This window comes from Limnohabitans sp. Rim8 (assembly GCF_943326455.1).
GTDB lineage: Bacteria > Pseudomonadota > Gammaproteobacteria > Burkholderiales > Burkholderiaceae_C > Limnohabitans_A.
Genome location: NZ_CALPTI020000034.1, coordinates 1 through 24392 on the forward strand (window position 1 = coordinate 1; position 24392 = coordinate 24392).

27 protein-coding genes, 1 tRNA gene and 1 pseudogene are annotated in these 24392 nt (G+C 56.1%); 17 read left to right on the forward strand and 12 right to left on the reverse strand.

The window, feature by feature from the left end; all coding sequences use genetic code 11:
• The first annotated feature begins 57 nt into the window (after positions 1-57).
• Both tatB and tatC read left to right on the forward strand, forming a co-directional pair.
• Positions 58-525, forward strand: coding sequence for a Sec-independent protein translocase protein TatB (gene tatB, locus Q1M54_RS15455; protein ID WP_300559090.1), 468 nt, complete (start codon positions 58-60; stop codon positions 523-525).
• Between the two features lie 42 nt (positions 526-567).
• Positions 568-1359, forward strand: coding sequence for a twin-arginine translocase subunit TatC (gene tatC, locus Q1M54_RS15460; RefSeq protein WP_300559093.1), 792 nt, complete (start codon positions 568-570; stop codon positions 1357-1359).
• 17 nt (positions 1360-1376) lie between these two features.
• On the opposite strand, the gene Q1M54_RS15465 is transcribed toward tatC, so the two are convergent.
• Positions 1377-2537 (reverse strand): trypsin-like peptidase domain-containing protein, encoded by a 1161-nt coding sequence (locus Q1M54_RS15465; RefSeq protein ID WP_300559096.1) that lies wholly within the window; start codon positions 2535-2537, stop codon positions 1377-1379.
• Positions 2538-2635: 98 nt separating this feature from the next.
• Between Q1M54_RS15465 and Q1M54_RS15470 the strand changes: the two genes are divergently transcribed.
• The gene (locus tag Q1M54_RS15470) at positions 2636-3388 is read left to right on the forward strand and encodes a Nif3-like dinuclear metal center hexameric protein (protein ID WP_300559099.1); all 753 of its coding nucleotides are present in this window, start codon (positions 2636-2638) and stop codon (positions 3386-3388) included.
• Between the two features lie 20 nt (positions 3389-3408).
• Complete coding sequence (gene pdxA / locus Q1M54_RS15475; protein WP_300559160.1) at positions 3409-4461, forward strand: 4-hydroxythreonine-4-phosphate dehydrogenase PdxA; 1053 nt, start codon at positions 3409-3411, stop codon at positions 4459-4461.
• Between the two features lie 42 nt (positions 4462-4503).
• On the opposite strand, the gene mscL is transcribed toward pdxA, so the two are convergent.
• The gene (gene mscL / locus Q1M54_RS15480; protein ID WP_300559102.1) at positions 4504-4935 is read right to left on the reverse strand and encodes a large conductance mechanosensitive channel protein MscL; all 432 of its coding nucleotides are present in this window, start codon (positions 4933-4935) and stop codon (positions 4504-4506) included.
• Positions 4936-5073: 138 nt separating this feature from the next.
• Here mscL and petA point away from each other — a divergent pair, with 138 nt between their 5' ends.
• From petA to Q1M54_RS15510, 6 genes are all read left to right on the forward strand, one after another.
• On the forward strand, positions 5074-5670 hold the full coding sequence (petA, locus tag Q1M54_RS15485; protein ID WP_019426370.1) for a ubiquinol-cytochrome c reductase iron-sulfur subunit: 597 nt from the start codon (positions 5074-5076) through the stop codon (positions 5668-5670).
• Between the two features lie 11 nt (positions 5671-5681).
• Positions 5682-7091, forward strand: coding sequence for a cytochrome bc complex cytochrome b subunit (locus Q1M54_RS15490; protein WP_300559107.1), 1410 nt, complete (start codon positions 5682-5684; stop codon positions 7089-7091).
• Positions 7092-7111: 20 nt separating this feature from the next.
• Positions 7112-7876, forward strand: a complete 765-nt coding sequence (locus Q1M54_RS15495) for a cytochrome c1 (RefSeq protein WP_300559110.1) — start codon at positions 7112-7114, stop codon at positions 7874-7876.
• A 91-nt stretch (positions 7877-7967) separates the two neighbouring features.
• Positions 7968-8579, forward strand: coding sequence for a glutathione S-transferase N-terminal domain-containing protein (locus Q1M54_RS15500; protein ID WP_019426373.1), 612 nt, complete (start codon positions 7968-7970; stop codon positions 8577-8579).
• Between the two features lie 42 nt (positions 8580-8621).
• Entirely contained in the window at positions 8622-9074 is a 453-nt protein-coding gene (locus Q1M54_RS15505) for a ClpXP protease specificity-enhancing factor (RefSeq protein ID WP_300559114.1), read from the forward strand.
• Positions 9075-9129: 55 nt separating this feature from the next.
• Positions 9130-9205 (forward strand) — tRNA-Thr (locus Q1M54_RS15510).
• 63 nt (positions 9206-9268) lie between these two features.
• Here the strand turns inward: Q1M54_RS15510 and Q1M54_RS15515 are convergent.
• Complete coding sequence (locus Q1M54_RS15515) at positions 9269-9571, reverse strand: DciA family protein (RefSeq protein ID WP_300559118.1); 303 nt, start codon at positions 9569-9571, stop codon at positions 9269-9271.
• 230 nt (positions 9572-9801) lie between these two features.
• Here Q1M54_RS15515 and secA point away from each other — a divergent pair, with 230 nt between their 5' ends.
• The 4 genes from secA to Q1M54_RS15535 all read left to right on the forward strand — a co-directional run bounded on the left by secA (position 9802) and on the right by Q1M54_RS15535 (position 15230).
• Positions 9802-12549, forward strand: coding sequence for a preprotein translocase subunit SecA (secA, locus tag Q1M54_RS15520; protein WP_300559121.1), 2748 nt, complete (start codon positions 9802-9804; stop codon positions 12547-12549).
• An 82-nt stretch (positions 12550-12631) separates the two neighbouring features.
• The gene (gene argJ, locus Q1M54_RS15525; RefSeq protein ID WP_300559124.1) at positions 12632-13861 is read left to right on the forward strand and encodes a bifunctional glutamate N-acetyltransferase/amino-acid acetyltransferase ArgJ; all 1230 of its coding nucleotides are present in this window, start codon (positions 12632-12634) and stop codon (positions 13859-13861) included.
• Positions 13858-14751: an ATP-binding protein gene (locus tag Q1M54_RS15530; protein ID WP_300559127.1), complete on the forward strand. Its 894-nt coding sequence runs from the start codon at positions 13858-13860 to the stop codon at positions 14749-14751. The genes argJ and Q1M54_RS15530 overlap by 4 nt, the downstream gene beginning before the upstream one ends.
• Complete coding sequence (locus tag Q1M54_RS15535) at positions 14748-15230, forward strand: NUDIX domain-containing protein (protein ID WP_300559129.1); 483 nt, start codon at positions 14748-14750, stop codon at positions 15228-15230. The genes Q1M54_RS15530 and Q1M54_RS15535 overlap by 4 nt, the downstream gene beginning before the upstream one ends.
• A gap of 49 nt (positions 15231-15279) precedes the next feature.
• On the opposite strand, the gene Q1M54_RS15540 is transcribed toward Q1M54_RS15535, so the two are convergent.
• From Q1M54_RS15540 to Q1M54_RS15565, 6 genes and pseudogenes are all read right to left on the reverse strand, one after another.
• Positions 15280-15495, reverse strand: a complete 216-nt coding sequence (locus Q1M54_RS15540) for a DNA gyrase inhibitor YacG (RefSeq protein ID WP_300559132.1) — start codon at positions 15493-15495, stop codon at positions 15280-15282.
• On the reverse strand, positions 15492-16247 hold the full coding sequence (gene zapD / locus Q1M54_RS15545) for a cell division protein ZapD (protein ID WP_300559136.1): 756 nt from the start codon (positions 16245-16247) through the stop codon (positions 15492-15494). The genes Q1M54_RS15540 and zapD overlap by 4 nt, the downstream gene beginning before the upstream one ends.
• 22 nt (positions 16248-16269) lie before the next feature.
• Positions 16270-16899: a dephospho-CoA kinase gene (gene coaE / locus Q1M54_RS15550; RefSeq protein WP_300559138.1), complete on the reverse strand. Its 630-nt coding sequence runs from the start codon at positions 16897-16899 to the stop codon at positions 16270-16272.
• 13 nt (positions 16900-16912) lie between these two features.
• The gene (locus Q1M54_RS15555) at positions 16913-17731 is read right to left on the reverse strand and encodes an A24 family peptidase (RefSeq protein ID WP_300559141.1); all 819 of its coding nucleotides are present in this window, start codon (positions 17729-17731) and stop codon (positions 16913-16915) included.
• A 1-nt stretch (position 17732) separates the two neighbouring features.
• On the reverse strand, positions 17733-18740 hold the full coding sequence (locus Q1M54_RS15560) for a type II secretion system F family protein (protein WP_300559143.1): 1008 nt from the start codon (positions 18738-18740) through the stop codon (positions 17733-17735).
• Positions 18741-18943: 203 nt separating this feature from the next.
• Positions 18944-20119: pseudogene (locus Q1M54_RS15565) on the reverse strand (ATPase, T2SS/T4P/T4SS family); the annotation flags it as partial.
• 168 nt (positions 20120-20287) lie between these two features.
• On the opposite strand from Q1M54_RS15565, the gene Q1M54_RS15570 reads away from it, so the two are divergent.
• On the forward strand, positions 20288-21250 hold the full coding sequence (locus Q1M54_RS15570) for an NAD(P)-dependent oxidoreductase (protein ID WP_366146263.1): 963 nt from the start codon (positions 20288-20290) through the stop codon (positions 21248-21250).
• Positions 21251-21279: 29 nt separating this feature from the next.
• On the opposite strand, the gene Q1M54_RS15575 is transcribed toward Q1M54_RS15570, so the two are convergent.
• The 3 genes from Q1M54_RS15575 to Q1M54_RS15585 form a co-directional block, all read right to left on the reverse strand.
• Positions 21280-22275: a tripartite tricarboxylate transporter substrate-binding protein gene (locus tag Q1M54_RS15575; RefSeq protein WP_300559149.1), complete on the reverse strand. Its 996-nt coding sequence runs from the start codon at positions 22273-22275 to the stop codon at positions 21280-21282.
• 97 nt (positions 22276-22372) lie between these two features.
• On the reverse strand, positions 22373-22768 hold the full coding sequence (locus tag Q1M54_RS15580) for a surface-adhesin E family protein (RefSeq protein WP_300559151.1): 396 nt from the start codon (positions 22766-22768) through the stop codon (positions 22373-22375).
• A gap of 5 nt (positions 22769-22773) precedes the next feature.
• Positions 22774-23757: a polyprenyl synthetase family protein gene (locus Q1M54_RS15585; RefSeq protein ID WP_300559153.1), complete on the reverse strand. Its 984-nt coding sequence runs from the start codon at positions 23755-23757 to the stop codon at positions 22774-22776.
• Positions 23758-23974: 217 nt separating this feature from the next.
• On the opposite strand from Q1M54_RS15585, the gene rplU reads away from it, so the two are divergent.
• Both rplU and Q1M54_RS15595 read left to right on the forward strand, forming a co-directional pair.
• Entirely contained in the window at positions 23975-24286 is a 312-nt protein-coding gene (rplU, locus tag Q1M54_RS15590) for a 50S ribosomal protein L21 (RefSeq protein WP_053171757.1), read from the forward strand.
• A gap of 12 nt (positions 24287-24298) precedes the next feature.
• The coding region (locus tag Q1M54_RS15595; RefSeq protein WP_300559163.1) for a 50S ribosomal protein L27 at positions 24299-24392 on the forward strand (94 nt) is incomplete at its 3' end.

The following is a 24392-nucleotide window of genomic DNA, read 5'->3' on the forward strand; positions in this document are numbered from 1 at the left end:
CATCGACGTCGAAGCCAAGACCAAGTCTTGATCTTTTGAACGACTGAACGTTTCACTGTGCTGGATTTAAGTTTTTCGAAAATGGCCCTGATCGGGGTGGTGGCGTTGATCGTCATTGGCCCCGAGAAACTCCCCAAAGTCGCCCGCACATTGGGGGCACTTTTGGGCAAGGCGCAGCGTTACGTTTCGGATGTCAAGGCCGAGGTCAATCGGTCGATGGACTTGGAAGAACTCAAAAAAATGAAAGAGACCATGGAGACGGCGGCCCGCGATGTGGAGCAGTCGGTTCAAACCACGGCCTCTGATTTTGAAAAAGACTGGGCAGACACCACATCGGGCTTAAACAGCGATTTGCCTGCCATCGAGTCGCCACCGCCTTACTACAAACGTCCCGAGAAGAACTGGCGTCTCAAGCGGGGTGCGATGCCCCAGTGGTACAAAGCCCGTTCTGGGGTTCGCACCAAAGCCTTGTCGGGTGCTGCCCGTGTGGCCCGTTACCGGCCTAAGCCTCTTAATTCTTATTGAAACTGGCGCGCTTGCTGTGCGCCCGTTTGACTGACCCATCCCATGTCTGAAACCCCTTCCCAGCCCGACGACGAACTCAAAGGTTCAGAGCAACCTTTTGTGGCGCATTTGATCGAGTTGCGTGATCGGTTGATGTGGGCCGTCGCAGCGGTTGCTCTCGCCGCTGCTGCCTTGGCGATTTATCCAGGGCCTGGCAATCTGTACGACATTTTGGCCGCCCCCTTGGTGGTGCATTTGCCCAAAGGTGCAACGCTGATTGCGACTTCGGTGATTTCGCCTTTCATGGTGCCGCTCAAAATTTTGCTGATGAGCGCCTTTCTCATTGCTTTGCCGGTGGTTTTGTACCAACTCTGGGCCTTCATCGCACCCGGTCTTTACAGCCATGAAAAGAAGCTGGTCATGCCTTTGGTGGTGTCCAGTACCTTGCTGTTTTTCATAGGCGTGGCGTTTTGTTATTTCTTTGTGTTTGGCCAGGTGTTCAGTTTCATCCAGAGCTTTGCCCCCAAAAGCATCACCGCTGCGCCTGACATTGAGGCCTATCTGAGCTTTGTGTTGTCGATGTTCCTAGCCTTTGGCCTGGCTTTTGAGGTGCCTGTGGCTGTGGTGGTCTTGGCCCGCATGAATGTGGTGACCGTAGAGAAGCTCAAAGAGTTTCGGGGCTACTTCGTGGTCTTGGCTTTTGTCATTGCGGCCATCGTCACACCGCCGGACGTGGTCTCGCAGTTGGCCCTGGCCATTCCCATGTGCTTGCTTTACGAGTTGGGCATCTGGGCCGCACAAATCTTCATCAAAAACACCCAAGCGCCTGACGCAGCAGCCGACGAAGCTGCTTAATTGCCAAGCGCTGGCCTTCAACGGGCTTGGCGTTTGGGCGAAGGCCTTTCGGCTGGGGTGAGGCGCAAAGACAACTGAGCTTGTTGGCGCCAGATCACCAGTTCGGCCGGCACCCCCGGTGTCAGGTTGGCGACTTGGTTGAGCAGATCAGACACATTGCCTACCGGCTGGGTGCCCACACGGATGATCACATCGCCCGGGCGAATGCCCGCCTTGGCGGCTGGGCCGTTTTGTAAAACACCAGAGATCACCACCCCCGACTTCAGCGCGTTTTGCCCCACCAAGGGCAGTTTGAAGCTTTCAGCCAGCTCCGGGGACAGGTCTTGCGGTTCGACCCCGATCCAGCCGCGAATCACCTTGCCGTTTTTCAGCAAGTCTTGCATGACCTGTTTGGCTGTCGAAATCGGAATGGCAAAACCAATGCCCATGCTGCCACCCGAGCGGGAATAGATTGCGGTGTTGATGCCCATCAGATGACCATTCACATCGACCAAGGCCCCGCCTGAGTTGCCGGGGTTGATGGCGGCGTCGGTTTGGATGAAGTTTTCAAAGGTGTTGATGCCCAGTTGGCTGCGGCCCAAAGCACTGACGATGCCCGAAGTCACGGTTTGGCCAACGCCAAAGGGGTTGCCAATGGCCAAAACCACATCGCCCACTTGCATGTCCTGGGTTTGCCCGAGCACGATGACAGGCAAATTCTTCAGCGGAATCTGCAGCAGGGCCAGGTCGGTGTCTGGGTCGGTGCCAATCACTTTGGCCATGGTTTTGCGGCCATCACTGAGCACCACTTCGATGTCGTCTGCGTCTTCGATGACATGGTTATTGGTCAGAATATGCCCCTCGGGACTGACGATGACGCCACTGCCCAAACCGGCAGGGTTTTGCTCGTCTGGTTCGCCATAGAAAAACCGGAACCAGGGGTCTTGGCCATGAGGGTTGTTGTTTTTGCCCTTGCTGGTGTTGATGCTCACCACGGCTGGTGAAGCTTTTTGCGCGGGGAGGCTCAAGCTGCCCAGGGCACGACTGCCACTGACCGCAGCAGGTGCTTGCAGCAAGGTCATGCCCTTCATGGAGGCTTGGGTGCCTCGCAACCATTCGGGCTGCAAAGTGGCGACCACGAACCAAATGGCCAACAAAACGGTGACCCACTGTGAAAACAAAAGCCAAATTCTTTTCATATCAACAGATTGTCCTTGATTCAGGTCTTGTGTAGTGCGTTGGTGTTGATTTACCAAATTCGAATCTGTGTGGCTCACCTGAGCCACAATCATCATCTATGACCGATGCCAAAACTCTGGGCCAAGCTTTGGATGCTTTGCTCCAACCCGAAAAATTCCGCGACTACGGCCCCAACGGGCTTCAGGTCGAGGGGGACCGCGAGATCAAACGCTTGGTGAGCGGCGTCACCGCCAGTCGCGCTTTGATCGAGGCGGCTATTGCGGACAACGCAGACGCGATGTTGGTGCACCATGGTTTGTTTTGGCGGGGTCAAGACGGCCGCGTCACAGGCTGGATGCGCGATCGGCTGCGCTTGTTGCTGACCCATGGCATCCATCTTTTTGCCTACCACCTGCCTTTGGATGCCCATCCCGAATTGGGCAACAACGCCCAGTTGGGCCGATTGTTGGGCTTTCAGGCAGAGGGCCGGTTTGGTGAGCAAGACCTCGGGTTTTTCGGCACCCCAGCGGTTTCTTGGTCGAGCGCTCAAGACTTGGCCGATCACGTGGCCGGTGTTTTGGGGCGTCCGGTGACATGCGTGGGTGAAGGCGGCCGAGTGATTCGCCGTGTTGCATGGTGCACGGGCGGCGCTCAAGGCTATTTTGAAGCAGCGATCGCCCAGGGCGTTGATGTGTTCTTGACCGGTGAAATCTCTGAACCCCAGGCCCATTTGGCGCGCGAAACGGGGATCGCGTTTTTGGCTTGTGGCCACCATGCATCAGAACGCTACGGCGCACCCGCCTTGGGGGCGCATGTGGCCCAATTGTTGGGCATTGAGCACCAATTCATCGAGATCGACAACCCGGCCTGATTGGGTATTGTTTTATGGATATGACTCGATTGACCTTGCCCATCGCCATCACGCCCGGTGACCCCTGTGGCATCGGTCCTGAAATCATTGCCAAGGCGTGGTGCACTGCACCTGAGCTGACGCGGGGTTGTTTTGTGGCGGGCGACGTGGGCCTGATGCGACGAGCCATGGCCTTGGTGCAGAAGAAGTCCTGTTTTCCGGTCTGCGAAATCGAATCTCCCGCCCAAGCCATGGATATGCCGCCGCGTTGTTTGCCTGTTTTGCAGGTGGTGCCCGTGGCGCCCAGCTTGCCCTGGGGGCGGGTCGATGCCAGAGCAGGTCGCTTGGCTGGAGATGCCGTGTTATGGGCCACCCGTGCAGCGCTGCGTGGTGAAATTTCAGCCGTGGTCACAGCGCCATTGCACAAAGAGGCTTTGCATGCAGCGGGCGCACCTTATGACCAATACCCGGGTCACACGGAATTACTCCAGGCCGAGTCGGCCCGGCATACCGGGGTGACGGTGGCACAAATGCCTGTGCGCATGATGCTGGCCAACGAAGAACTGAGTGTTGTGCTCGTCAGCATCCATTTATCGTTGCGAGAGGCTTTGGACGCCATCACCCGCGACCGGGTTCTGGAGACCTTGCGCATCACGCACTGTGCGCTCAGCCCTTCGTTGGGCCGAAAGCCGCGCATTGCCCTGGCAGGGGTCAACCCACATGCAGGTGAGGGTGGGCTGTTTGGCCGAGAAGAAATCGAGATCTTGCAGCCCTGCGTGTCCGCGGCCTGCGCGGAGGGCATCGATGTGCAGGGTCCTTTTGCCCCCGATACGGTTTTCATGCGGGCACGCCAAAGTCCGGATGGCCAACGCGAGTTTGATGTGGTGATCGCGATGTACCACGACCAAGGCTTGATTCCTGTGAAGTACTTGGGTGTAGAGCAGGGTGTGAACATCACCTTGGGGTTGCCTTTGGTCCGCACCAGCCCAGACCATGGAACGGCCATGGATTTGGCCGGCCTCGGAAAGGCCGACGCCAGCAGCCTGATTCAAGCCATTCGCATGGCGCGGCAAAGAGTTTTGGGTGCCCACTGAGCGGTACCCAGTGGGTACATTGCAACACGATGGGCATGTTGCTCAGGGTTTGCGCTTGAGGCTGTCGCGAATTTCACGCAACAAAACGACATCTTCTGGGGTTTCTGGCGCTTTGGCGGGGGTGACCTCAGCCGGCTGCCGCGCCTTGAGTCGATTGATCTGTCGAACCATGACGAAAATAATCAAGGCCAAAATGAAAAAATTCAAAGACACGGTGATGAAGTTGCCGTAGGCAAAAACTGCCCCCATTTTTTTGGCTTCTGCCAAAGGCAGATTGCCATCTTGTCCTGACAGCGCCCAGTAGTAATTGCCAAAGTCCAGGCCACCAAAGACCACGCTGACCAAAGGCATGATGACATCCGCCACGAGAGAGTCTACGATCTTGGCAAACGCGGCCCCGACGATGACGCCTACGGCCAGGTCGACCACGTTGCCTTTGAGTGCAAATGTTTTGAATTCTTGAATAAATGACATATAAAAATCCTCGGCAGTACTTTGAGAATGGGATTGTGACCCATTGACGCTGAGGCCTATCCACTTGTAAGACACTTGGATGTTTCACTCCGCTACAATCTCGGGTTGACCCTGATAACGACCCGCTAGAGGATTCCTATGAGTGACACCCCAGTCGACAACAGCAAGCGGACTTGGCTGATTGCCTCCACTTGCGCAGGTGCCGTAGGCGCTGGCTTCGTGGCCACCCCCTTCGTCAGCAGTTTCCAACCTTCCGAACGTGCCAAGGCTGCCGGTGCGGCTGTTGAAGTGGACATTTCCGCCTTGAACCCGGGCGAAAAGCTCACGGTCGAATGGCGCGGTAAACCTGTTTGGATCATGAAGCGCTCGAATGAGCAGATTGAATCCCTGAAGAAAACCGAAGCTCAGTTGGCTGACCCCACTTCTGCGCGGACCGCATACCCTACGCCCGAATACGCGAAAAACCAGCACCGTTCGATCAAGCCCGAGATCATGGTGGCTGTGGGCATTTGCACCCACTTGGGTTGCTCGCCAGCCGACAAGTTCGCGACAGGTCCGCAGCCTTCTTTGCCCGATGACTGGAATGGCGGATTCTTGTGCGCTTGCCATGGTTCCACATTTGACTTCGCCGGCCGCGTGTTCAAAAACAAGCCCGCACCCGATAACCTCGAAGTGCCACCACACATGTACCTGTCAGACACCAAGTTGCTCATTGGTGAAGACAAGAAGGCCTGATGGAGAACAACATGGCTGAATTCAAAGAAATCTCTCCGAACGCCCCTGCTGGCGAAAAGCTTCTCAATTGGGTAGACAACCGCTTTCCGGCGTCCAAGCTGTACAAAGACCACCTGTCCGAGTACTACGCCTCCAAAAACCTGAACATTTGGTACGTTTTTGGCGCCTTGTCTTTGTTGGTGTTGGTCATCCAGATCGTGACCGGTATTTTCTTGGTCATGCACTACAAGCCTGATGCAGCTTTGGCATTCGCTTCGGTCGAATACATCATGCGCGATGTGCCTTGGGGTTGGCTGATCCGTTACATGCACTCCACCGGTGCTTCGGCCTTCTTTGTGGTGGTTTACCTGCACATGTTCCGCGGCTTGATGTACGGCTCCTACCGCAAACCACGCGAATTGGTCTGGATTTTCGGTTGCGCTATTTTCTTGGTGCTCATGGCCGAAGCCTTCATGGGTTATTTGTTGCCTTGGGGCCAAATGTCCTACTGGGGCGCTCAGGTGATCGTGAACTTGTTCTCGGCCGTGCCGGTGATCGGTCCTGACCTTGCCTTGCTGATCCGCGGCGATTTTGTGGTCGGTGACGCCACTTTGAACCGTTTCTTCAGCTTCCACGTGATTGCGGTCCCATTGGTTCTGCTGGGTCTGGTCGTGGCACACATCATTGCCTTGCACGAAGTGGGTTCCAACAACCCTGATGGTGTAGAGATCAAGGCGGCGAATGCGCCGAAAGATGCCAAGGGCAACCCGCTGGACGGCATTCCTTTCCACCCTTACTACACGGTTCACGACATCCTTTCGGTGAGCGTGTTCCTGATGGCCTTCAGCGCGGTGGTGTTCTTTGCCCCCGAATTCGGTGGTTATTTCCTTGAATACAACAACTTCATTCCAGCTGATCCGCTGACCACACCTTTGCACATTGCTCCGGTTTGGTACTTCACCCCTTTCTATTCCATGTTGCGTGCCATCACCACTGAGATGATGTACGTGCTGGTCTTGTGCGTGGTGGTGGGTGCGTTCTTGGCTGTGGCCAAGGGCAAGCTGCCGACTTTGCTCAAAGGCGGCTTGGTAGGGGCAACCATTGTGATTTGCGTCCTGCTCTTGTCGATTGACGCCAAATTCTGGGGTGTGGTGGTCATGGGCGCCGCGGTCATCATTTTGTTTTTCTTGCCTTGGCTGGATTACAGCCCTGTCAAGTCGATCCGCTACCGCCCCGACTGGCACAAGTATGTGTATGCCGTGTTTGTCATCAACTTCCTGATCTTGGGTTATCTGGGTGTCAAGCCACCTTCGCCCATCGGTGAGCGCGTATCCCAAGTGGGTACCCTGTTTTACTTCGGCTTCTTCTTGTTGATGCCTTGGTGGAGCAAGCTGGGCACGTTCAAACAAGTGCCTGACCGCGTGACCTTCACGCCTCACTGAGATCCCGGAGATTCAAGAACATGAAAAACCTCAAGAAACTCGCACTCGGCTTTGTGATGGCCTTGGGTATGGTGGCTGGCGCGCACGCTGCTGGCGGCGGCATTGCTTGGGATAAAGCACCCAAGAAAACCAATGATTTGGCAGCCCTGCAAAACGGCGCCAAGCTGTTTGCCAACTATTGCCTCAACTGTCATTCGGCTGCTTTCATGCGCTACAACCGCCTGAAAGACATCGGCTTGACCGATCAGCAAATCAAAGACAACCTGATGTTTGCAACTGACCGTGTCGGTGACACCATGAAAGTGGCCATCGACCCGGCGCAGGCCAAAGATTGGTTCGGTAAGAATCCACCAGACTTGACTTTGATGGCGCGTTCGCGTTCGGGCCCAGGCGGTACGGGTGCAGATTACCTGTACACCTACCTGCGCACGTATTACCGTGACGACACCAAGCCTACCGGTTGGAACAATCTCGCTTACCCCAACGTGGGCATGCCCAACCCCCTTTGGGAGCTTCAAGGCGAGCGTGAGCCTGTCTTTGAAGAAAGAGATGAAAAAGGACAAAAGGTCCAGATTTTCAAAGGTTGGAACACGGTCAAGCCTGGCACGATGACCCCATTGGAATACGATCAAGCCATTGGTGACTTGGTTGGCTACATGCAGTGGATGGCTGAGCCAGCTCAGAACCAACGCGTGCAGATCGGCGTTTGGGTCCTGATCTTTTTGACATTCTTTACCTTTATTGCTTGGCGTTTGAATGCGGCATACTGGAAAGACGTCAAGTAATTGATCTTTCACCCGGCGATTCAGCCGGGTCCTTTGGAGTGGCAGGCTTTTGGGCCTCCCACTCTTTTTGATTTTTTGAGGAGCCTCCACCATGATGGTGCTTTATTCCGGAACGACTTGCCCTTTTTCTCACCGCTGCCGCTTTGTGCTGTTCGAAAAGGGCATGGATTTCGAAATCCGTGACGTGGACTTGTACAACAAGCCTGAAGACATCAACGTGATGAATCCCTATGGGCAAGTGCCTATTTTGGTTGAGCGTGATTTGATTCTTTATGAGTCCAATATCATCAACGAGTACATCGACGAGCGCTTTCCTCACCCCCAGCTGATGCCTGGTGACCCCGTTGACCGCGCCCGGGTTAGACTTTTCTTGCTCAATTTTGAAAAAGAGCTCTTCGCGCATGTGTTGACCTTGGAAAACCGCTCGCTCAAGGGCAATGACAAGGCGCTCGAAAAGGCGCGTTCACACATCCGTGATCGCTTGACGCAATTGGCACCTGTCTTCCTGAAGAACAAGTTCATGCTGGGCGACAACTTCTCCATGCTCGATGTCGCTATCGCACCCTTGTTGTGGCGTTTGGATTACTACGGCATCGAGTTGAGCAAAAATGCTGCGCCTTTGCTGAAATACGCTGAGCGCATTTTTTCACGCCCAGCCTATATCGAAGCGCTGACGCCTTCGGAAAAGGTCATGCGCAAGTGATGTGAACTTGGACCGGTCAACAATGCAGGCGAAGGAACCAGCATGATCAGCTCTACGGAACTGCCATCGACGAGGCCATACCTCATTCGTGCTTTGTACGACTGGTGCTCTGAAAATGGTTTCACGCCTTACGTGGCCGTCAAAGTCGATGCTTCTGTGCAGGTGCCGCGTGAATACGTGCAAGGTGGCGAAATTGTGCTGAATGTCAGCATGGATGCCACCAGTTCACTCAAGCTGGGCAACGACTTTATTGAATTCAAGGCGCGTTTTGGTGGCAAGCCAAGGGAAATCATGGTTCCCATCCACCGAGTCATGGCCATCTATGCCCGAGAAAATGGTCAGGGTATGGCCTTTCCTGTCAGCGATGAGCCTGCTGAATCGGTGGCTTTGACGGCTGTTGAAACCGAAGAGATGGCTCAACCCGAAGTGGACGGTGTGCCACCAGCCCCAACGACACCGAGTCCATCTCGTCCAACACTCAAGAGAATCAAATAAAAAAATCGAACCCTGATGCCAAGATGGGCTTCGCGCAAGTTAGAATTCAGCCCGTGCCGCTTTAGCTCAGTTGGTAGAGCACCCGCCTTGTAAGCGGTAGGTCGTCAGTTCGAATCCGACAAGCGGCACCACCATTCAAGCCCTGATCTAGAAAGATCAGGGCTTTTTTTGTGGTGATTCGCGTTCACATCAGATCAACTGTTTTGCACTTTGATGCGGATCGTGGCCACGCCCAAACCTTGTTGATTCAAATGAGCTTGTAAAGCAGGGACCAATTGCCTTAATTTGGCTGCAACCGCATTGGAGGCGACCAGAAGGCACCAGCAACCATCCTCCAGGGGCCCAGCTTGGACACTGGTCCGCAAAGGCCCAGGCAAAAGACTTTTAACGGTTTGAAGGCGAAGAGATGAGTCACGCACACGGTCCATCAGTGTGGCCAAGGCTGGAGATTCCTGAGCCGCTTGTTGTAGAGGAATAGCTTGATGGCGTCTTTGCATGATGTATAGGTTTGACAACCATTATCCAGCAGGTCGGGGCAGCGTAAGGCCATGGTTCAATGATGAGCATCCAAGCGTTAAAATGTTCAAGTTGTGCAAGCCGTCCATTGGACTGGCTTGACAGGGTGAAATAACAGCGGGTCTGTGTCGCCCTTATTTGTGAAACGCATTACGAGACAGGACAGACGGTCTGACTTTCGGCACCTGTGCTGTTGGTGGATCAAATTGACATGGCCATCCCATTCCTCACCAAAATTTTCGGCAGCCGCAATGATCGGTTGCTCAAGCAGTACCGCAAAACGGTAGAGCGCATCAATGCCTTAGAAGCTGGACTCGAAAGCCTGAGCGACGATGAGCTTCGCGCCAAAACCCAAAGCTTTCGAGACCGTGCTGCAGCCGGCGAGAGTTTGGACGCTTTGTTGCCGGAGGCGTTTGCGGTGGTGCGCGAGGGTTCTAAGCGCGTCATGAAAATGCGCCACTTTGATGTGCAGTTGGCAGGTGGTATTGCTTTGCACAACGGCAAAATTGCAGAGATGCGGACAGGCGAAGGCAAAACTTTGACCTCCACACTCCCCGCATACTTGAATGCCATTGCCTGCAAAGGCGTGCACGTGGTCACCGTGAACGATTACCTGGCCAGCCGAGATGCCCAGTGGATGGGAAAGCTGTACAACTTTTTGGGTCTGACCGTGGGCATCAACCTGCCTCAGCTCCCGCGCGAAGAAAAGCAAGCGGCCTACAACGCCGATATCACCTACGGAACCAACAACGAATACGGTTTCGATTACCTGCGCGACAACATGGTCTACGAGGCCCAAGACCGTGTGCAACGTCCCTTGAACTTCGCCATCATCGACGAAGTGGATTCGATCTTGATCGATGAGGCGCGCACGCCATTGATCATCAGCGGGCAAGCCGAAGACCACACCGCCACCTACATGGCCATGAATCAAGTGGTGCCATTGCTGACACGACAAGAAGGAGAGGCGGACCCGCGCACAGGTGAGGGCATCATCACACCGGGTGACTTCACGGTCGATGAAAAATCCCACCAGGTATTTTTGACCGAAGACGGCCACGAAAAAGCCGAGGCTGTGCTGTCTCAGATGGGCTTGATCCCTGAAGGCGCCAGCCTGTATGACCCGGCCAACATCACGCTGATGCACCATTTGAATGCTGCTTTGCGTGCGCGCCACCTGTACCACCGGGACCAGCACTATGTGGTTCAGGAGGGTGAGATCGTGATCGTGGACGAGTTCACAGGGCGATTGATGACCGGTCGCCGCTGGAGCGATGGCCTGCACCAGGCCGTTGAGGCCAAAGAGGGCGTGCAGATCCAGGCTGAAAACCAGACGATGGCATCCATCACGTTCCAGAACTACTTCCGCCTCTATAACAAGATCGGTGGCATGACGGGTACGGCCGATACCGAGGCGTACGAGTTCCAGGAAATTTACGGTCTTGAGACAGTGGTCATTCCACCGCACCGCAAGAGCCAGCGTGAAGACCAATTGGACCGTGTCTACAAGACCTCGCAAGAACGTTACAACGCGGCCATTGCCGACATCCGCGAATGCCATGAGCGTGGTCAACCCGTTTTGGTGGGCACAACATCGATCGAAAACTCTGAATTGATTGCCCAGCTGCTGACCCAGCAAAAGTTGCCGCATCAGGTGCTCAACGCCAAACAACATGCCCGAGAGGCTGACATCGTGGCCCAAGCGGGTCGTCCCGGCATGATCACGATTGCCACCAACATGGCGGGTCGAGGCACCGATATCGTTTTGGGTGGCAACATCGAAAAGGATGCGCAGGCGATTGAAAACAACGAGGCTTTGCCGCTTGACGCGCGTAATGCCCAGGTGGCCCAGCTCCGCGAGCAGTGGAAATTGGTGCACGAGCAGGTCAAGGCTTTGGGTGGGCTACGGATCATTGCCACCGAGCGACATGAGTCACGTCGCATTGACAACCAGTTGCGTGGTCGCTCTGGGCGTCAGGGCGATCCTGGTTCATCACGTTTCTATTTGAGCCTTGACGATCCGTTGATGCGCATTTTTGCGGGCGACCGCGTGCGTTCGATCATGGACCGCTTGAAAATGCCTGAGGGCGAAGCCATCGAAGCGGGCATCGTCACGCGAAGCATTGAAAGTGCCCAGCGCAAAGTCGAGGCCCGTAACTTCGACATCCGCAAGCAATTGTTGGAATACGACGATGTGTCCAACGACCAGCGCAAAGTGATTTATCAACAGCGCAACGACATCTTGGATGCCCAAGACATGCACAGCCAAATCTCCGCCTTGCGTGAGGGTTGTTTCACCGACTTGGTGCGCCAGTTTGTGCCAGTTGAATCGGTGGAAGAGCAGTGGGACTTGCCTGGCCTGGAAAAAGTGTTGGCCGATGAATGGGGCATCCAGTTGGAACTCCAAGCCAAAGTCCAAGATTCCAATGCCATCTCTGAGGAAGATATTTTGGAAATGGTCGTGACTGCAGCCCATGCGCAGTTCCAAGCCAAGTTGGATCAGGCGGGAGGTGACAGTTTTGTCTCGTTTGAGCGGATGATTTTGCTGCAAAGCATCGACACCCATTGGCGCGAGCATTTGAGTTCACTGGATTACCTGCGACAAGGCATTCACCTTCGTGGCTATGCCCAAAAGCAACCCAAACAAGAATACAAGCGCGAAGCGTTTGAGTTGTTTGGTCAGTTGCTCGATGGTGTCAAGAATGAAGTGACCCGCACGCTGATGACCGTGCGCATCGAGTCGAGCGACCAGATACAGCAGGCAGCTCAAGCGATTGAGGAGCGTGCCGAGCAAATCAGCAACGTGACCTACAGCGCTCCGGACGAAACCGGCCAACCACAAACTGTGGCCGCCGATCTGGCAAGCTTGCAGCAGGCGTATGGTCCGGTGGGACGTAACGACCCTTGCCCCTGCGGCAGCGGTAAAAAATACAAGCACTGCCACGGCAAGCTTGCCTAACTTGGGGGGACTCACAAAGCGGGCTCCGGCCCGTTTTTGTCCTTTTGCTGCTCGATGCTAGATTGTTTTCTGAAGGATATTTATGCCTGTGAACTTGCCCCCACTGGACCCCGCCCAACTCAACCCTATTGCTGGCGTGCGCATAGGCATTGCCGAAGCGGGTGTGCGCAAAGCCAACCGCAAAGACCTCACGGTGTTTTTGCTGGACGAAGGTGTCAGCGTGGCAGGGGTGTTCACAAGCAACCGTTTTTGCGCTGCCCCAGTGCAGGTTTGCCGTGAGCACTTGAGCGCAGGCAGCACAGTTCGTGCCTTGGTCATCAACACGGGCAATGCCAATGCGGGCACGGGCGCACCGGGCTTGGCCCATGCGCGCCAAACCTGCGAGGCCATGGCCAGTCTGCTGCAATGCACGCCTGCGCAAGTGCTGCCGTTTTCAACGGGCGTGATCATGGAGCCGCTGCCCGTAGACCGCATCGTGGCCGGTATGCCCGCTGCGATGGCCGACGCACAAGCTGCACATTGGGGCCAAGCTGCTGAAGGCATCATGACCACCGACACCGTGCCCAAAGCGGCCAGCGTGCAGGTGCATGTGGGTGGCCAAACCGTGAGCATCACCGGCATCAGCAAGGGCGCGGGCATGATCCGCCCCAACATGGCCACCATGCTGGGCTTTGTAGCCACCGACGCCTGCATCGATCCGGCCTTGCTGCCCGCACTGGCCAAGCAGCTGGCCGATGGTTCGTTTAACCGCATCACCATCGATGGCGACACCTCGACCAACGACTCTTTCATGCTGATCGCCACGCACAAGGCGGGTCACACCCCCATCACCTCGCTGGACAGCGCCGATGGCCAAGCGTTGCTCAAGGGCTTGGTGCAAGTGGCCCGCCAGTTGGCGCATGCCATCGTTCGCGATGGCGAGGGCGCTACCAAATTCATCACGGTGCAAGTTGAAGGCGGACGTACGGGCGAAGAATGCCGCAAGGTGGCTTATGCCATCGCGCACTCGCCCTTGGTCAAAACGGCTTTCTTTGCCAGCGACCCCAACCTGGGTCGCATTCTGGCGGCAGTGGGTTACGCCGGCATTGAAGACTTGGACCAGGGCCTGATTGAGTTGCATCTGGACGATGTGCATGTGGTCTCGCAAGGTGGCCGCCGGACCGAGTACCGCGAAGAAGACGGTCAGCGCGTCATGAAAGGCAGCGAGATCACCGTGCGGGTGGGCCTGGGCCGGGGCAGAGCCACCGACACTGTCTGGACCTGCGATCTGAGCCACGATTACGTCACCATCAACGCGGATTACCGGTCATGAATTCACCTGCTTCTTCTTCAGCTTTGGACCAGCTGCTGGCCAAAGTCAGCCAGTTGGTCGACCGCATCGAAACGGTCTTGCCCCAGCCTCTATCGGCGCCTGATTGGACGCAGGCCATTGCTTGGCGCTACCGCAAACGTTCATCGGGTCATGGCGTGCTGGAGCCGGTGCGTCACGTGGCAGCCATGACACTGGCTGATTTGAAAGAAATCGACGACCAGAAGGAAAAGCTGCAACGCAACACCGAGCAGTTTGTGCACGGCCGTCCCGCCAACAACGTGCTGCTGACGGGTGCCCGCGGTACGGGCAAGTCCTCACTCATCAAGGCGTGCCTGAACACCTATGCACCTCAGGGCCTGCGCTTGATTGAGGTGGACAAGGAAGACCTGATCGACTTGCCCGACATCATCGAAGTGGTGGCGGGTCGCCCCGAAAAGTTTGTGGTCTATTGCGATGACCTGAGCTTTGAAGATGGTGAGCCTGGCTACAAGGCACTCAAGTCGATTCTGGATGGCACCGTGGCAGCTTCAACGCCCAATGTGCTGGTGTACGCCACCAGCAACCGCCGCCACCTGCTGCCCGAGTACATGAGCGAGAACCTCACCTACAAGCACACCGAAGACGGCGAAGTACACCCAGGCGAAGGTGTGGAAGAAAAAATTTCGCTGTCCGAACGCTTTGGCCTTTGGATCAGTTTTTACCCCTTCTCCCAAGATGAGTACCTGACCATTGCCGGGCAATGGCTCAGCGCACTGGGTGCCACGCCTGCGCAAATCGAGACTGCCCGCCCTGATGCTCTGCTTTGGGCCTTGGAGCGCGGCTCGCGCAGCGGCCGTGTGGCCTACCAGTTTGCGCGCGACATGATGGGCCGCCAAGCCGACAACGCATGAGCGCAGGTCTGTTGGTGGCCGATGGCGACCGCGCACGCGAAGGCCTGAGCGTTGGTCAGGCCGAGCGTGACATGGTCGATGTAGCGGTGGGTATTTTGGTACAAGCCGATGGCCATTTTTTGCTGACCTCGCGCCCCGAAGGCAAGGTCTATGCGGGCTACTGGGAGTTCCCGGGCGGCAAACTCGAAGCGGGCGAGTCGGTCGAGCAAGCTCTGCGCCGCGAGTTGAATGAAGAGCTGGGCATCACCATCGGTGCCGCCCAAGTCTGGAAAACCCAGATGGTTGATTACCCGCACGCTTTGGTGCGTTTGCATTTCTGCAAGGTCTGGGACTGGCAGGGAGAGTTGCAGATGCGCGAAGCGCAATCACACGCTTGGCAATCTCTGCCAGTGAGTGTCATGCCGGTTTTACCGGGCACCATCCCCGTGTTGGCTTGGCTGGCCGAGGAGCGTCAGTTCACTGGTGCCACGCACGTTTAAGAGCACGATAGGGGGGCGTCTGATTGGCCCTAGGCCTTTCGCTCCCGGCTTACTGCAAGCGTGGATCGCCAAAAGACTCATCGGGCGGAGTGTCGTCCGGCAGTTTGAATTCTTCGCTGGCCCAGGCGCCTAAGTCCACGCCCTTGCAACGGGCGCTGCAAAACGGTCGGTAGGGGTTGTGGGGACTGTAAAGGCTGGTGCCCGCGCAGGCGGGGCAGCGCACCTTTCGGGGCGTGAATTCTTGGGGCTGGTTCGAATCGCTCATGCGCACAAAGACATCTCAAACGGCACATCTTCTGTGGTGGCCACCAATTTGCCGTCGCTTTGCTGGCGCAGCATGCGGACCACCACCAGCAGGCGGTTGCAACTGATCTCTGGGGTGATGCCAAGTGTCGGATCGATTTTGAGGCGCAGCAATTGAAACGTGCGGCCTTGCGGTAGATTTTGTTGCAGCTGACCAGCCGTGGCCATGACTTTTTGGCTGGAGCCGGATTCCCGTAGCATTTGCAACAGCAATTTGACCGCCTGCGCCAAGGGGCCAAAGGGTGCGACCCATTGCGAAAGATCATGGCTGCGGCTGGCCGCATCGTGGTGTTGCCAAGCATAATAGGCGGGCAGGTCAAACTCGCAGGTACCGCCTGGGATCACTGCGCGGCTTCGCAGTGCCATCAGAAAGTCGTTGTCATTCAGACTTTGACCAATCCTGCCGCTGATTTGGTTGAGCGCTTCAAAGTGTTCGTCGAGTTGCGCGATCAGACCATCCAGGGCCTTTTCAGAAATGGCCGGGTTGCCACGGTAGCCGTTGTACAACTGTTTTTGGCGTTCCAGGTCTCTGAGTACATCGGACTTGAGTTCCGAGCGCGAGGCCACTTCGATGATTTCGAACAAAGTGGTCAGTGCAAAGTGGTGGTCCAGCGCAGCCGTTCTGGCCATCAATTGGCCCAAGCGGTTGAACAGTTGTTGCAAGCGCAGGTAAGTGCGGATGCGTTCATTGAAAGGGTATTCGTACAGTATCACGCGGCGTTTTCCAGTGTCGTCATCATAGCCCGAAGTCAGCAGCCAATTGAGCCACTTGGGTCTGCAATTGAGCCAGGCTCAAACCCTGATTGAAGATCACCCCATCGGCGCAAGCCAGGCGCTTTGGACGGGTGGCTTGCAGTGCGATGATGCGGTCGATTTCATCGGGGGCCAAGCCACTTCGAGCCATGACTCTTTGGCGCTGGGTGTCGGCATCACAGTCCACCACAATGACCCTGTCCACTTGTTTGCGCCAGCGTTCGCCTGATTCGGCCAACAAAGGCACGTCAAACACCAACACGCGCCGACCACTTTGCACCGCTGCTTGGGTTTGTTCTGCAGTGGTCTGGCTGACCAAGGGATGAATGATGGCCTCCAGCTGTTGTTTGGCGTGGGGGTTTTGAAACACCAAAGCGCGCATGGCTTGCCGGTCCATGGCGCCTTGGGCATCGACCATCTGGGGCCCAAAGGTCAGGGCAATTGCCGCCATGGCCCCACCACCGGGTGCCGTCAGGCCGCGTGAAATCGAGTCCGCGTCGATGACAGCAGCGCCGTGTGTAGCCAACATATTTGCCACAGTACTTTTACCGCTGCCAATACCGCCTGTGAGTCCGATACGCCAAGGGCTGCGGGTCGGTTGAGGAGTCGTCATGTGGGTCCTGTATTCAGATCAAAAACCAGGGAAGGGTGCCAAAAGCCATGACCCACAAGCCTGCCAAGACAAGGTAGGGCCCAAAAGCCAATTCGCCATTTTCATGCAATCGGCCTCGCCATTTCAGGATCAGGCCGCCCAAAATCCCCGTCAGGGATGCCATCAGCACCAAGGTCAGCAACGCTGGCCAGCCCAACCAAGCCCCTAGACCTGCCAGCAGTTTGAAGTCACCTTGCCCCATGCCCTCTTTGCCTGTTATTGCCTTGAACAGCCAAAAAACGGACCATAAAAACAAGTAGCCACCTGCAGCGCCCCATAAAGACTCGTTCAAGCCTATCCCTGAGAGTCCCACACTTGATGCCAGTAAGCCGGCCCAAACCAAGGGTTGCGTGATGGCATCGGGCAACAAGCGGGTGTCGGCATCGATGGCAGCCAGAGCCACCAAGGCCGCTGAAAAACCAGCCCAAGCCAAGGCCTCAAAGCCCCAGCCGTGTTTGGCCATCAAACCGATGAACAAGCCCGCGGTGATCAGTTCGATGGCCGGGTATCGCCAACTGATCTGGGCTCGGCAGTGAGCGCATCGCCCGCGCAAGGCAATGAAGCTCAAAAGAGGGATATTTTCATGCCATCGCAGAGCGTGTTGACACTGCGGGCAATGCGAACGCGGTACAGCCAAATTGAAAGAGGGCGTTTCAATTGATGTGGCCGTGGTTTCGGCGTTCCACCGGGCCTGCAGCATCAGCGGCAGGCGGTGAATCACCACATTGAGAAAGCTGCCAACCATCAGGCCCAGCAAGCCTGCCAAACCAAGTGCCAAAACGCCTTCGATCATGTCAAAACACTTGTCCTAAATTGAAGATAGGCAGGTACATGGCCACCAAAATGGCGCCAATCAACCCACCCAGTACCACGATGATCAGGGGCTCGAGCAAGCTGGTCAAACCATTCACCTGGTCGTCCAACTCGGTAACCATCAGGCCCCCAGCTTTGCCCAGCAAGCTGTCCAAAGCGCCTGTTTCCTCGCCTGTTGCGCACAACTGCACGATCATCGCCGGAAAGCGTGCTGTTTGCCCCATGGCCTCGCTCAAACTGCTGCCCTGAACGACCCGTCTTTGCAATTGCAATGTGGCACTTTCAAAGACTGGATGATCGCATGCCTGGGCTGTAGACCCCAACGCTTCTGCCAAGGGTACGCCGGCTGACAGCAAGGCCGAGAGGGTTTGTGACCAACGCGCCACGATGGCCGTGGTCAAAAGTGGCCCCAGAATTGGCCAAGTCAGAAACCATTGTGCGGCCCATTTGCGCACACGCTTGGCTGCAAGCCCTGGGTGTCGGGCCGCCCAGATGGGAAACGCCAATACGAACAGAACCACTGGCCAAGCTTGGATCAGCGAGTCGCTCAGGCCAACGACCATTCGCGTGGACCAAGGCAACTCTGCTCCCAGGGACTGAAACACGTCCTCAAACACCGGGACCACCCACACCAAGATCAGTCCCAAAATACCCATGGCCACCGTCAATACAGCGGTGGGGTACATCAGCGCTGAGCTGATTTTGGAGCGCAGAGCTTCGTTTTTTTCGAGGGTCTGTGACAGGCGCTCCATGATCTCGTCCAAGATGCCTGCTGATTCACCCGCTTGGACCATGTGCACAAAGATACCGCTGAAGTGCCGAGGGTGACGAGCCAGGGCATCGTGCAGTGCGATACCGGATGCCACGTCGTTCAAAACGGATTGCATGACACGCACTAAGTTTTTGTGGGACATGCTGCGGCACAACATGGCCAAGGCTTGCACCACGGGCACCCCAGCTTTGAGCATCGCCGCCCATTGCCGTGTCATGGTGGCCAAGTCTTTGCTTTTGATCCCGTCAGGACTTGACCACCACACACGCTGCACCTGTACATTTTGTATTCCCTGTCGGCGCACTTGAGCTCTGGCCAAGTCGGCATGCAAAGCTTGGAGCGTACCGCTTTGGTGGCGACCCTGTTTGTCGCGACCCGACCATCGAAAAGTTGAATTTGATCCAGGTGGTTTGGCAGCGTTCATGAGTCGTCTCGGGTGGCCACCAAAACCTCGTCCAGCGAGGTGATGCCTTGCAGCACTTTGCGCAAGCCAGCGACCCGCAAGCTGTTGATGCCCTCGCGGCGGGCTTGTTGCACCATCTCCTGAATGCCAGCTTCTTGCAACACCAAATTTTGCATATCGGCGCTCACAGGCATGACCTGAAAAATACCGGTTCTCCCAGAAAAACCTTTGTGGCAGAGTGCGCAGCCAACTGCCTCAAAAGCCTGCACTGTATCTGTGGGGCTCAAGGCTTCTGGCCAACCGGCTTTGAGCAAAATGGCAGCGGGCAGGGCAGTGGCTTGTTTGCAATGAGGGCACAGACAGCGCACCAAGCGTTGTGCTGTCACCAATCTCACGCTGGCGGCGATGTTGTAGGGGGCGGTGCCCATGTTGCGCAAACGCACCAAAGTAGCCGGAGCGTCGTTGGTGTGCAAAGTGGATAACACCAAATGCCCGGTTTGTGCCGCTTGGATGGCGATGGTGGCCGTCTCCAGATCCCGCACTTCGCCTACCATCAAAATGTCAGGGTCTTGTCTCAGAAATGCCCGCAAAGCCAAGGCAAAACTCAGGCCCGGCTTGTCTTGCACATTGACTTGGTTGATGCCTGCAAGCTGAATTTCGCACGGGTCTTCTACTGTGGCGATGTTCACCTCTGGTGTGTTGAGGAGGTTCAGGCAGGCGTACAGGGATTGTGTTTTGCCAGAGCCTGTAGGGCCGGTCACCAGCACCAAGCCGTGGGGCGCACGGATTGCAGTCAATAAGCGCTCAAGGTCTTCAGGCTCATAGCCAAGGCCTTGGAGGTCCAACTGGGCCTGGGCCGAATCCAAAACTCTGACCACCAGTTTTTCACCAAAAAGGGTGGGCAAGGTGCTGACCCGCAAGTCCAACTCCCGACCGTCTTCCAAATGCAGTTTCATGCGCCCGTCTTGTGGCAAGCGTTTTTCAGCGATGTCCAAACGCGACATCACTTTGATGCGGGAAGCCAACCGATCTTTCAGTGCCATGTGCGGCGAGGCCACCTCACGCAATTCCCCATCGACACGCATCCGCACCCGGTAATGGTGCTCATAAGGCTCGAAATGCAGGTCCGAGGCCTTGAGCGATACAGCCTGTTCGAACAGTTGCTGTACGTATGTCACCACAGGGGCATCTTCTGCGCTCGGAGAAGGCTTTGGTCGTGCTGATGCTGATTCCATGAAGGCTCCTTGATTGAGTACCAAAGATATCAAATCATGGCCGTGTTCAGGGCGTTTGTAAATGCCGAACAGGCTGATGACTGGCAGATGTTGTGTTTTTTTAGTGCAACAACGCGGCCAGGGTCCATGACTTTTCATTCACTGAGGTGTGGCAAACAGCTTCACAATCACTGCTTCTATCTCAGCTCGGAGACAAAAATGAAAATAGGTATTGCAGGTATTGGAAAAATGGGTTCGGCTATTGGCTTGAGGTTGCTCTCTTTGGGGTACGAGCTGACGGTCTGGAATCGAACAGCAGAGCGGGCGCAGCCCTTGCTGGATGCTGGCGCCCAATGGGCTCAATCGCCCAAGTCTTTGTCAGAGTCGGTGGATGTGGTGATCACACTGTTGACCAACGAGGCTGCTTTGGACGATGTGTACAGCTCAGAGACCGGTCTGTTGTCTGGCCATGTGTCGAACAAGACTTTCATTGACATGAGCACCGTGCGTCCAGCCAAACCTCAAGAAATGGCCCGCCGGATTCAGGCACTGGGCGCGCATTTTCTGGAGTGTCCTGTCGGCGGCAGTGTGGGACCCGCTAAAGAGGGCAAGCTACTTGGATTTGTTGGAGGTGCCGACCATGACTTGCAGACCGTGCGTCCATTACTGGATGTCATTTGTCGTCGCGTGGAGCATGTCGGACCACATGGTTCGGGTGCCACCATGAAGTTGGCCGTCAATCTGCCCTTGATGGTGTACTGGCAAACATTGGGCGAGGCACTGTCCTTGGTTGAGCCCTTGGGGCTGGACCCTCAGCGTGTGATCGATATCTTGTCCGATTCCTCTGGTGGGCCCAACATGCTCAAGGTACGCGGTGCCATGATCGCCAAAACTTTGGAGGAGAAAAAAAGCGATCAGATCACCGTCAATGTGGCCACGATGCGCAAAGACATGCAAGCCATGCTGGATCAGGGTCAAGAGGTCCAACGACAGATGCCACTGACCGCACTCGCTTTGAAGCAATTTGAAGCCGCTGCGCACAGCGGATTGGATGGGAAAGATTGCTCCGAGTTGTTGGTGTGGTGGTTGACACAAGGCAACCGCGCCTGAGCTTTGGGCGAGGTTGCCTAGCCGCCGATTTACTCGAGGCGCATTTCGCGGATGATGGCGCGGAATTGGTCCATTTGCCGCCGCAGCATCGCATCTTGCTCGGCTGGCGTTGAGCCAACGCCCTCTGCACCCAAATCGTTCAGTCGTTTGACCACATCGGGGTGTCGAACGGCTGCAATGACTTCTTTGTTCAGGCGTTCAATGATGTCCTTGGGTGTTTTGGCGGGTGCAAAGACGCCGTTCCAGCCTTCCAGTTCAAGGTTGGGAAAGCCCAACTCCCTGACCGTGGGAATGTCTGGCAAGCCAGGAATGCGTTTGGAGGCTGTGGTGGCCAAAGCTTTGAGCGTTCCGGCCTTGATCTCCGCCAAGGACGAGGACAACTGATCCCCCCCGACCTGAAGGCGGCCTGCCAGCAGTTCCTGTTTCAGAGGGGCTGCGCCTTTGAACGGAATATGGGTGATGTTGACTCTGCCTTCCTTTTTGAAGGCCTCACCTAAAACGTGCATGGTGGAGCCTGGACCGGTCGATCCGTAGTTGTATTGCAACGCTGGGTTAGCACGCAACAATGCAGCCAACTCCCTCAGGTCTTTGGCTGGGACGCTGGGGCTTGAAGTCCACACAAATGGCACATAGACCGCAATCGACACCCCGGCAAAGTCGGTATCCACGTTAAAGGGTGAGCGGTTGGCCAAAGTTTGCGCGACCGAAGCCAGCGGAAAAGACAGGTTGTGCATCATGATGGTGTAGCCATCGGGTGCAGCTTTGGCCATCAAGTCAGCCCCAATGGCACCGCCTGCCCCACCCCGGTTGTCGATGGTGACGGGTTGCCCCATGGATTCGCTCATGCGTTGGGCCACGATGCGGGCCACGATGTCTGTGGTGCCACCAGCCGGGAACGGCACGATCATTTTGATGGGTTTGTTGGGATAGGCTTGGGCCATCACCGAGGTCTGGACGCCCAAGGCCAACAGCCCGAACAAACCCAGAGTGCACAAGTGAAGCCATTTTTGGCGAATTGATCGCATGTTGTCTCCTGTTGATTGGATCCCTTGGCGATCACCAAGGGACAGCAATCAATATCACACAGCTTGGTCAACTCTTAGGATCACCAACGCGACAAGCTCAACAAACCCGGCGAGCGATTTTATGAATGGCAGAGGAAGGGTCAATCTCAATCCACTCGTGGAGCATGCCTTGGCGGCCAACTTGCTTGCCAGTGAGCATGGGGCCACTGAAGTAGGTCATGTGCATCACCCGAGCCATTTTGGCATTGCAATTGATTTGAAGCTGGGTTTGGACCGATAAATAAGCCACGCCATCGGCGGTTCTTTGAGGTTTTTTGTAATCCACGGCACTCCACAAAACTTTTCGTCCCCCTTCATCCTTGATGGTGTGTGCATCGATGAAAAACATGCCCTGATCGTTCAAGGTGATGGCGTCCCACTTGGGCGTGGCGGCCAACGCGTTCAGGTTGCCTAGGCTGAGCAGCACCCAAAGTGAACATGAGAGGCTTCGCATGTCGATCAAGTGCGCCGATTCAGCAACTGTGAGGCCAGATTGACCATGGCGGTGCGGTGTGGGTTGTCAGGCAGCAGCATGGCCGCATCGATGGCACGTTGAGCTTCGGCAGCAGCGGCATTGCGCGTCGCTTCCAAGGCACCAGTGGCTCTGACAATGGCGGCAATTTCGGTGATTTTGTCGACGCTGCCTGTCTCGATTGCTTCGCGAACCGTCTGCCTTTGCGCCTCGTTGCCGCGCTGCATGGCCAAAATCAATGGGAGGGTGGTTTTCCCTTCGCGCAGGTCATCGCCCAGGTTTTTGCCCATCTCTGCGGCGTTGCCGTCGTAATCGAGCACATCGTCGATCACTTGGAAGGCCGTGCCAAGAGCTTGGCCATAGTCGGCGCAAGCGGTTTCGATCGAGGCATCACTGCCCGCCAAAATCGCGCCCAATCGCGCGCTGGCCTCAAATAATTTGGCAGTTTTGGAGCGAATCACGCGCAGATACCCGTCTTCGTTCAGCGAGGCATCGTGCATGTTCATGAGTTGTAGCACCTCGCCTTCGGCAATCACGTTGGTGGCGTCGGCCAGGGTTTGCATCACCCGCATGCTCTGGGCGTCCACCATCATTTGGAAAGCGCGGGAATACAAAAAGTCCCCGACCAGCACACTGGCGGGGTTGCCAAAACTTTCGTTGGCCGTAGGGCGACCACGACGCAAAGTGGATTCGTCCACGACATCGTCGTGCAGCAAAGTGGCGGTGTGGATAAATTCAACAACGGCAGCCAAGTTGTGGCGCTGCTCACCGCTGTAGCCCAAAGCCCCGCAGGTCAAAAGCAGCAGAACCGGACGCAAACGTTTTCCACCTGCAGAGATGATGTATTGCGCCACTTCACCCACCAAAGGAACCCCTGAATCAAGCCGTTGGGCAATGACGCGGTCGACAGCGGCCATGTCGGGGGCTACCAGTTCGAGGGCAGCGGCTGTGCTGTGTTCTGAGGCTGACAAATGGAAAATCCGGCAGGGTTACCCGGCGATGCCGAGGCGGCAAAAACGCTCACTCATGAAGCGTTTTAAAGTGGTTGCATTATAGGGAAACCCATTCTCTGCGTTGCCTTGGGTGCAAGTTTGCGCTGGATGATTTGCCTGATTGGGCGGGTACATGCTAAAATCTCAGGTTCCTCGGGGATTAGCCCTTGGAAACTTCCATTCAAAGAGGTCATTTATGTACGCGGTCATAAAAACCGGTGGCAAACAGTATCGTGTTGTCGCTGGCGAAAAAATTAAAGTAGAACAGATTGCTGCGGACGTTGGCCAGGAAATCGTGATCGATCAAGTTCTCGCAGTCGGCAACGGCGCAGACCTGAAGATCGGCACGCCCCTGGTGTCCGGCGCCACAGTCAAAGCCACTGTGGTGGCTCATGGCAAGCACGACAAAGTGCACATCTTCAAGATGCGCCGTCGTAAGCACTATCAGAAACGTCAGGGTCACCGTCAGCAGTTCACCGAACTGCAAATCGGTGCGATCGCTGCCTGAGGAGAATAGGTCATGGCACAGAAAAAAGGCGGCGGCTCTACGCGCAACGGTCGTGATTCCAAGCCAAAAATGCTCGGCGTCAAGGCTTTCGGTGGTGAACTGATCA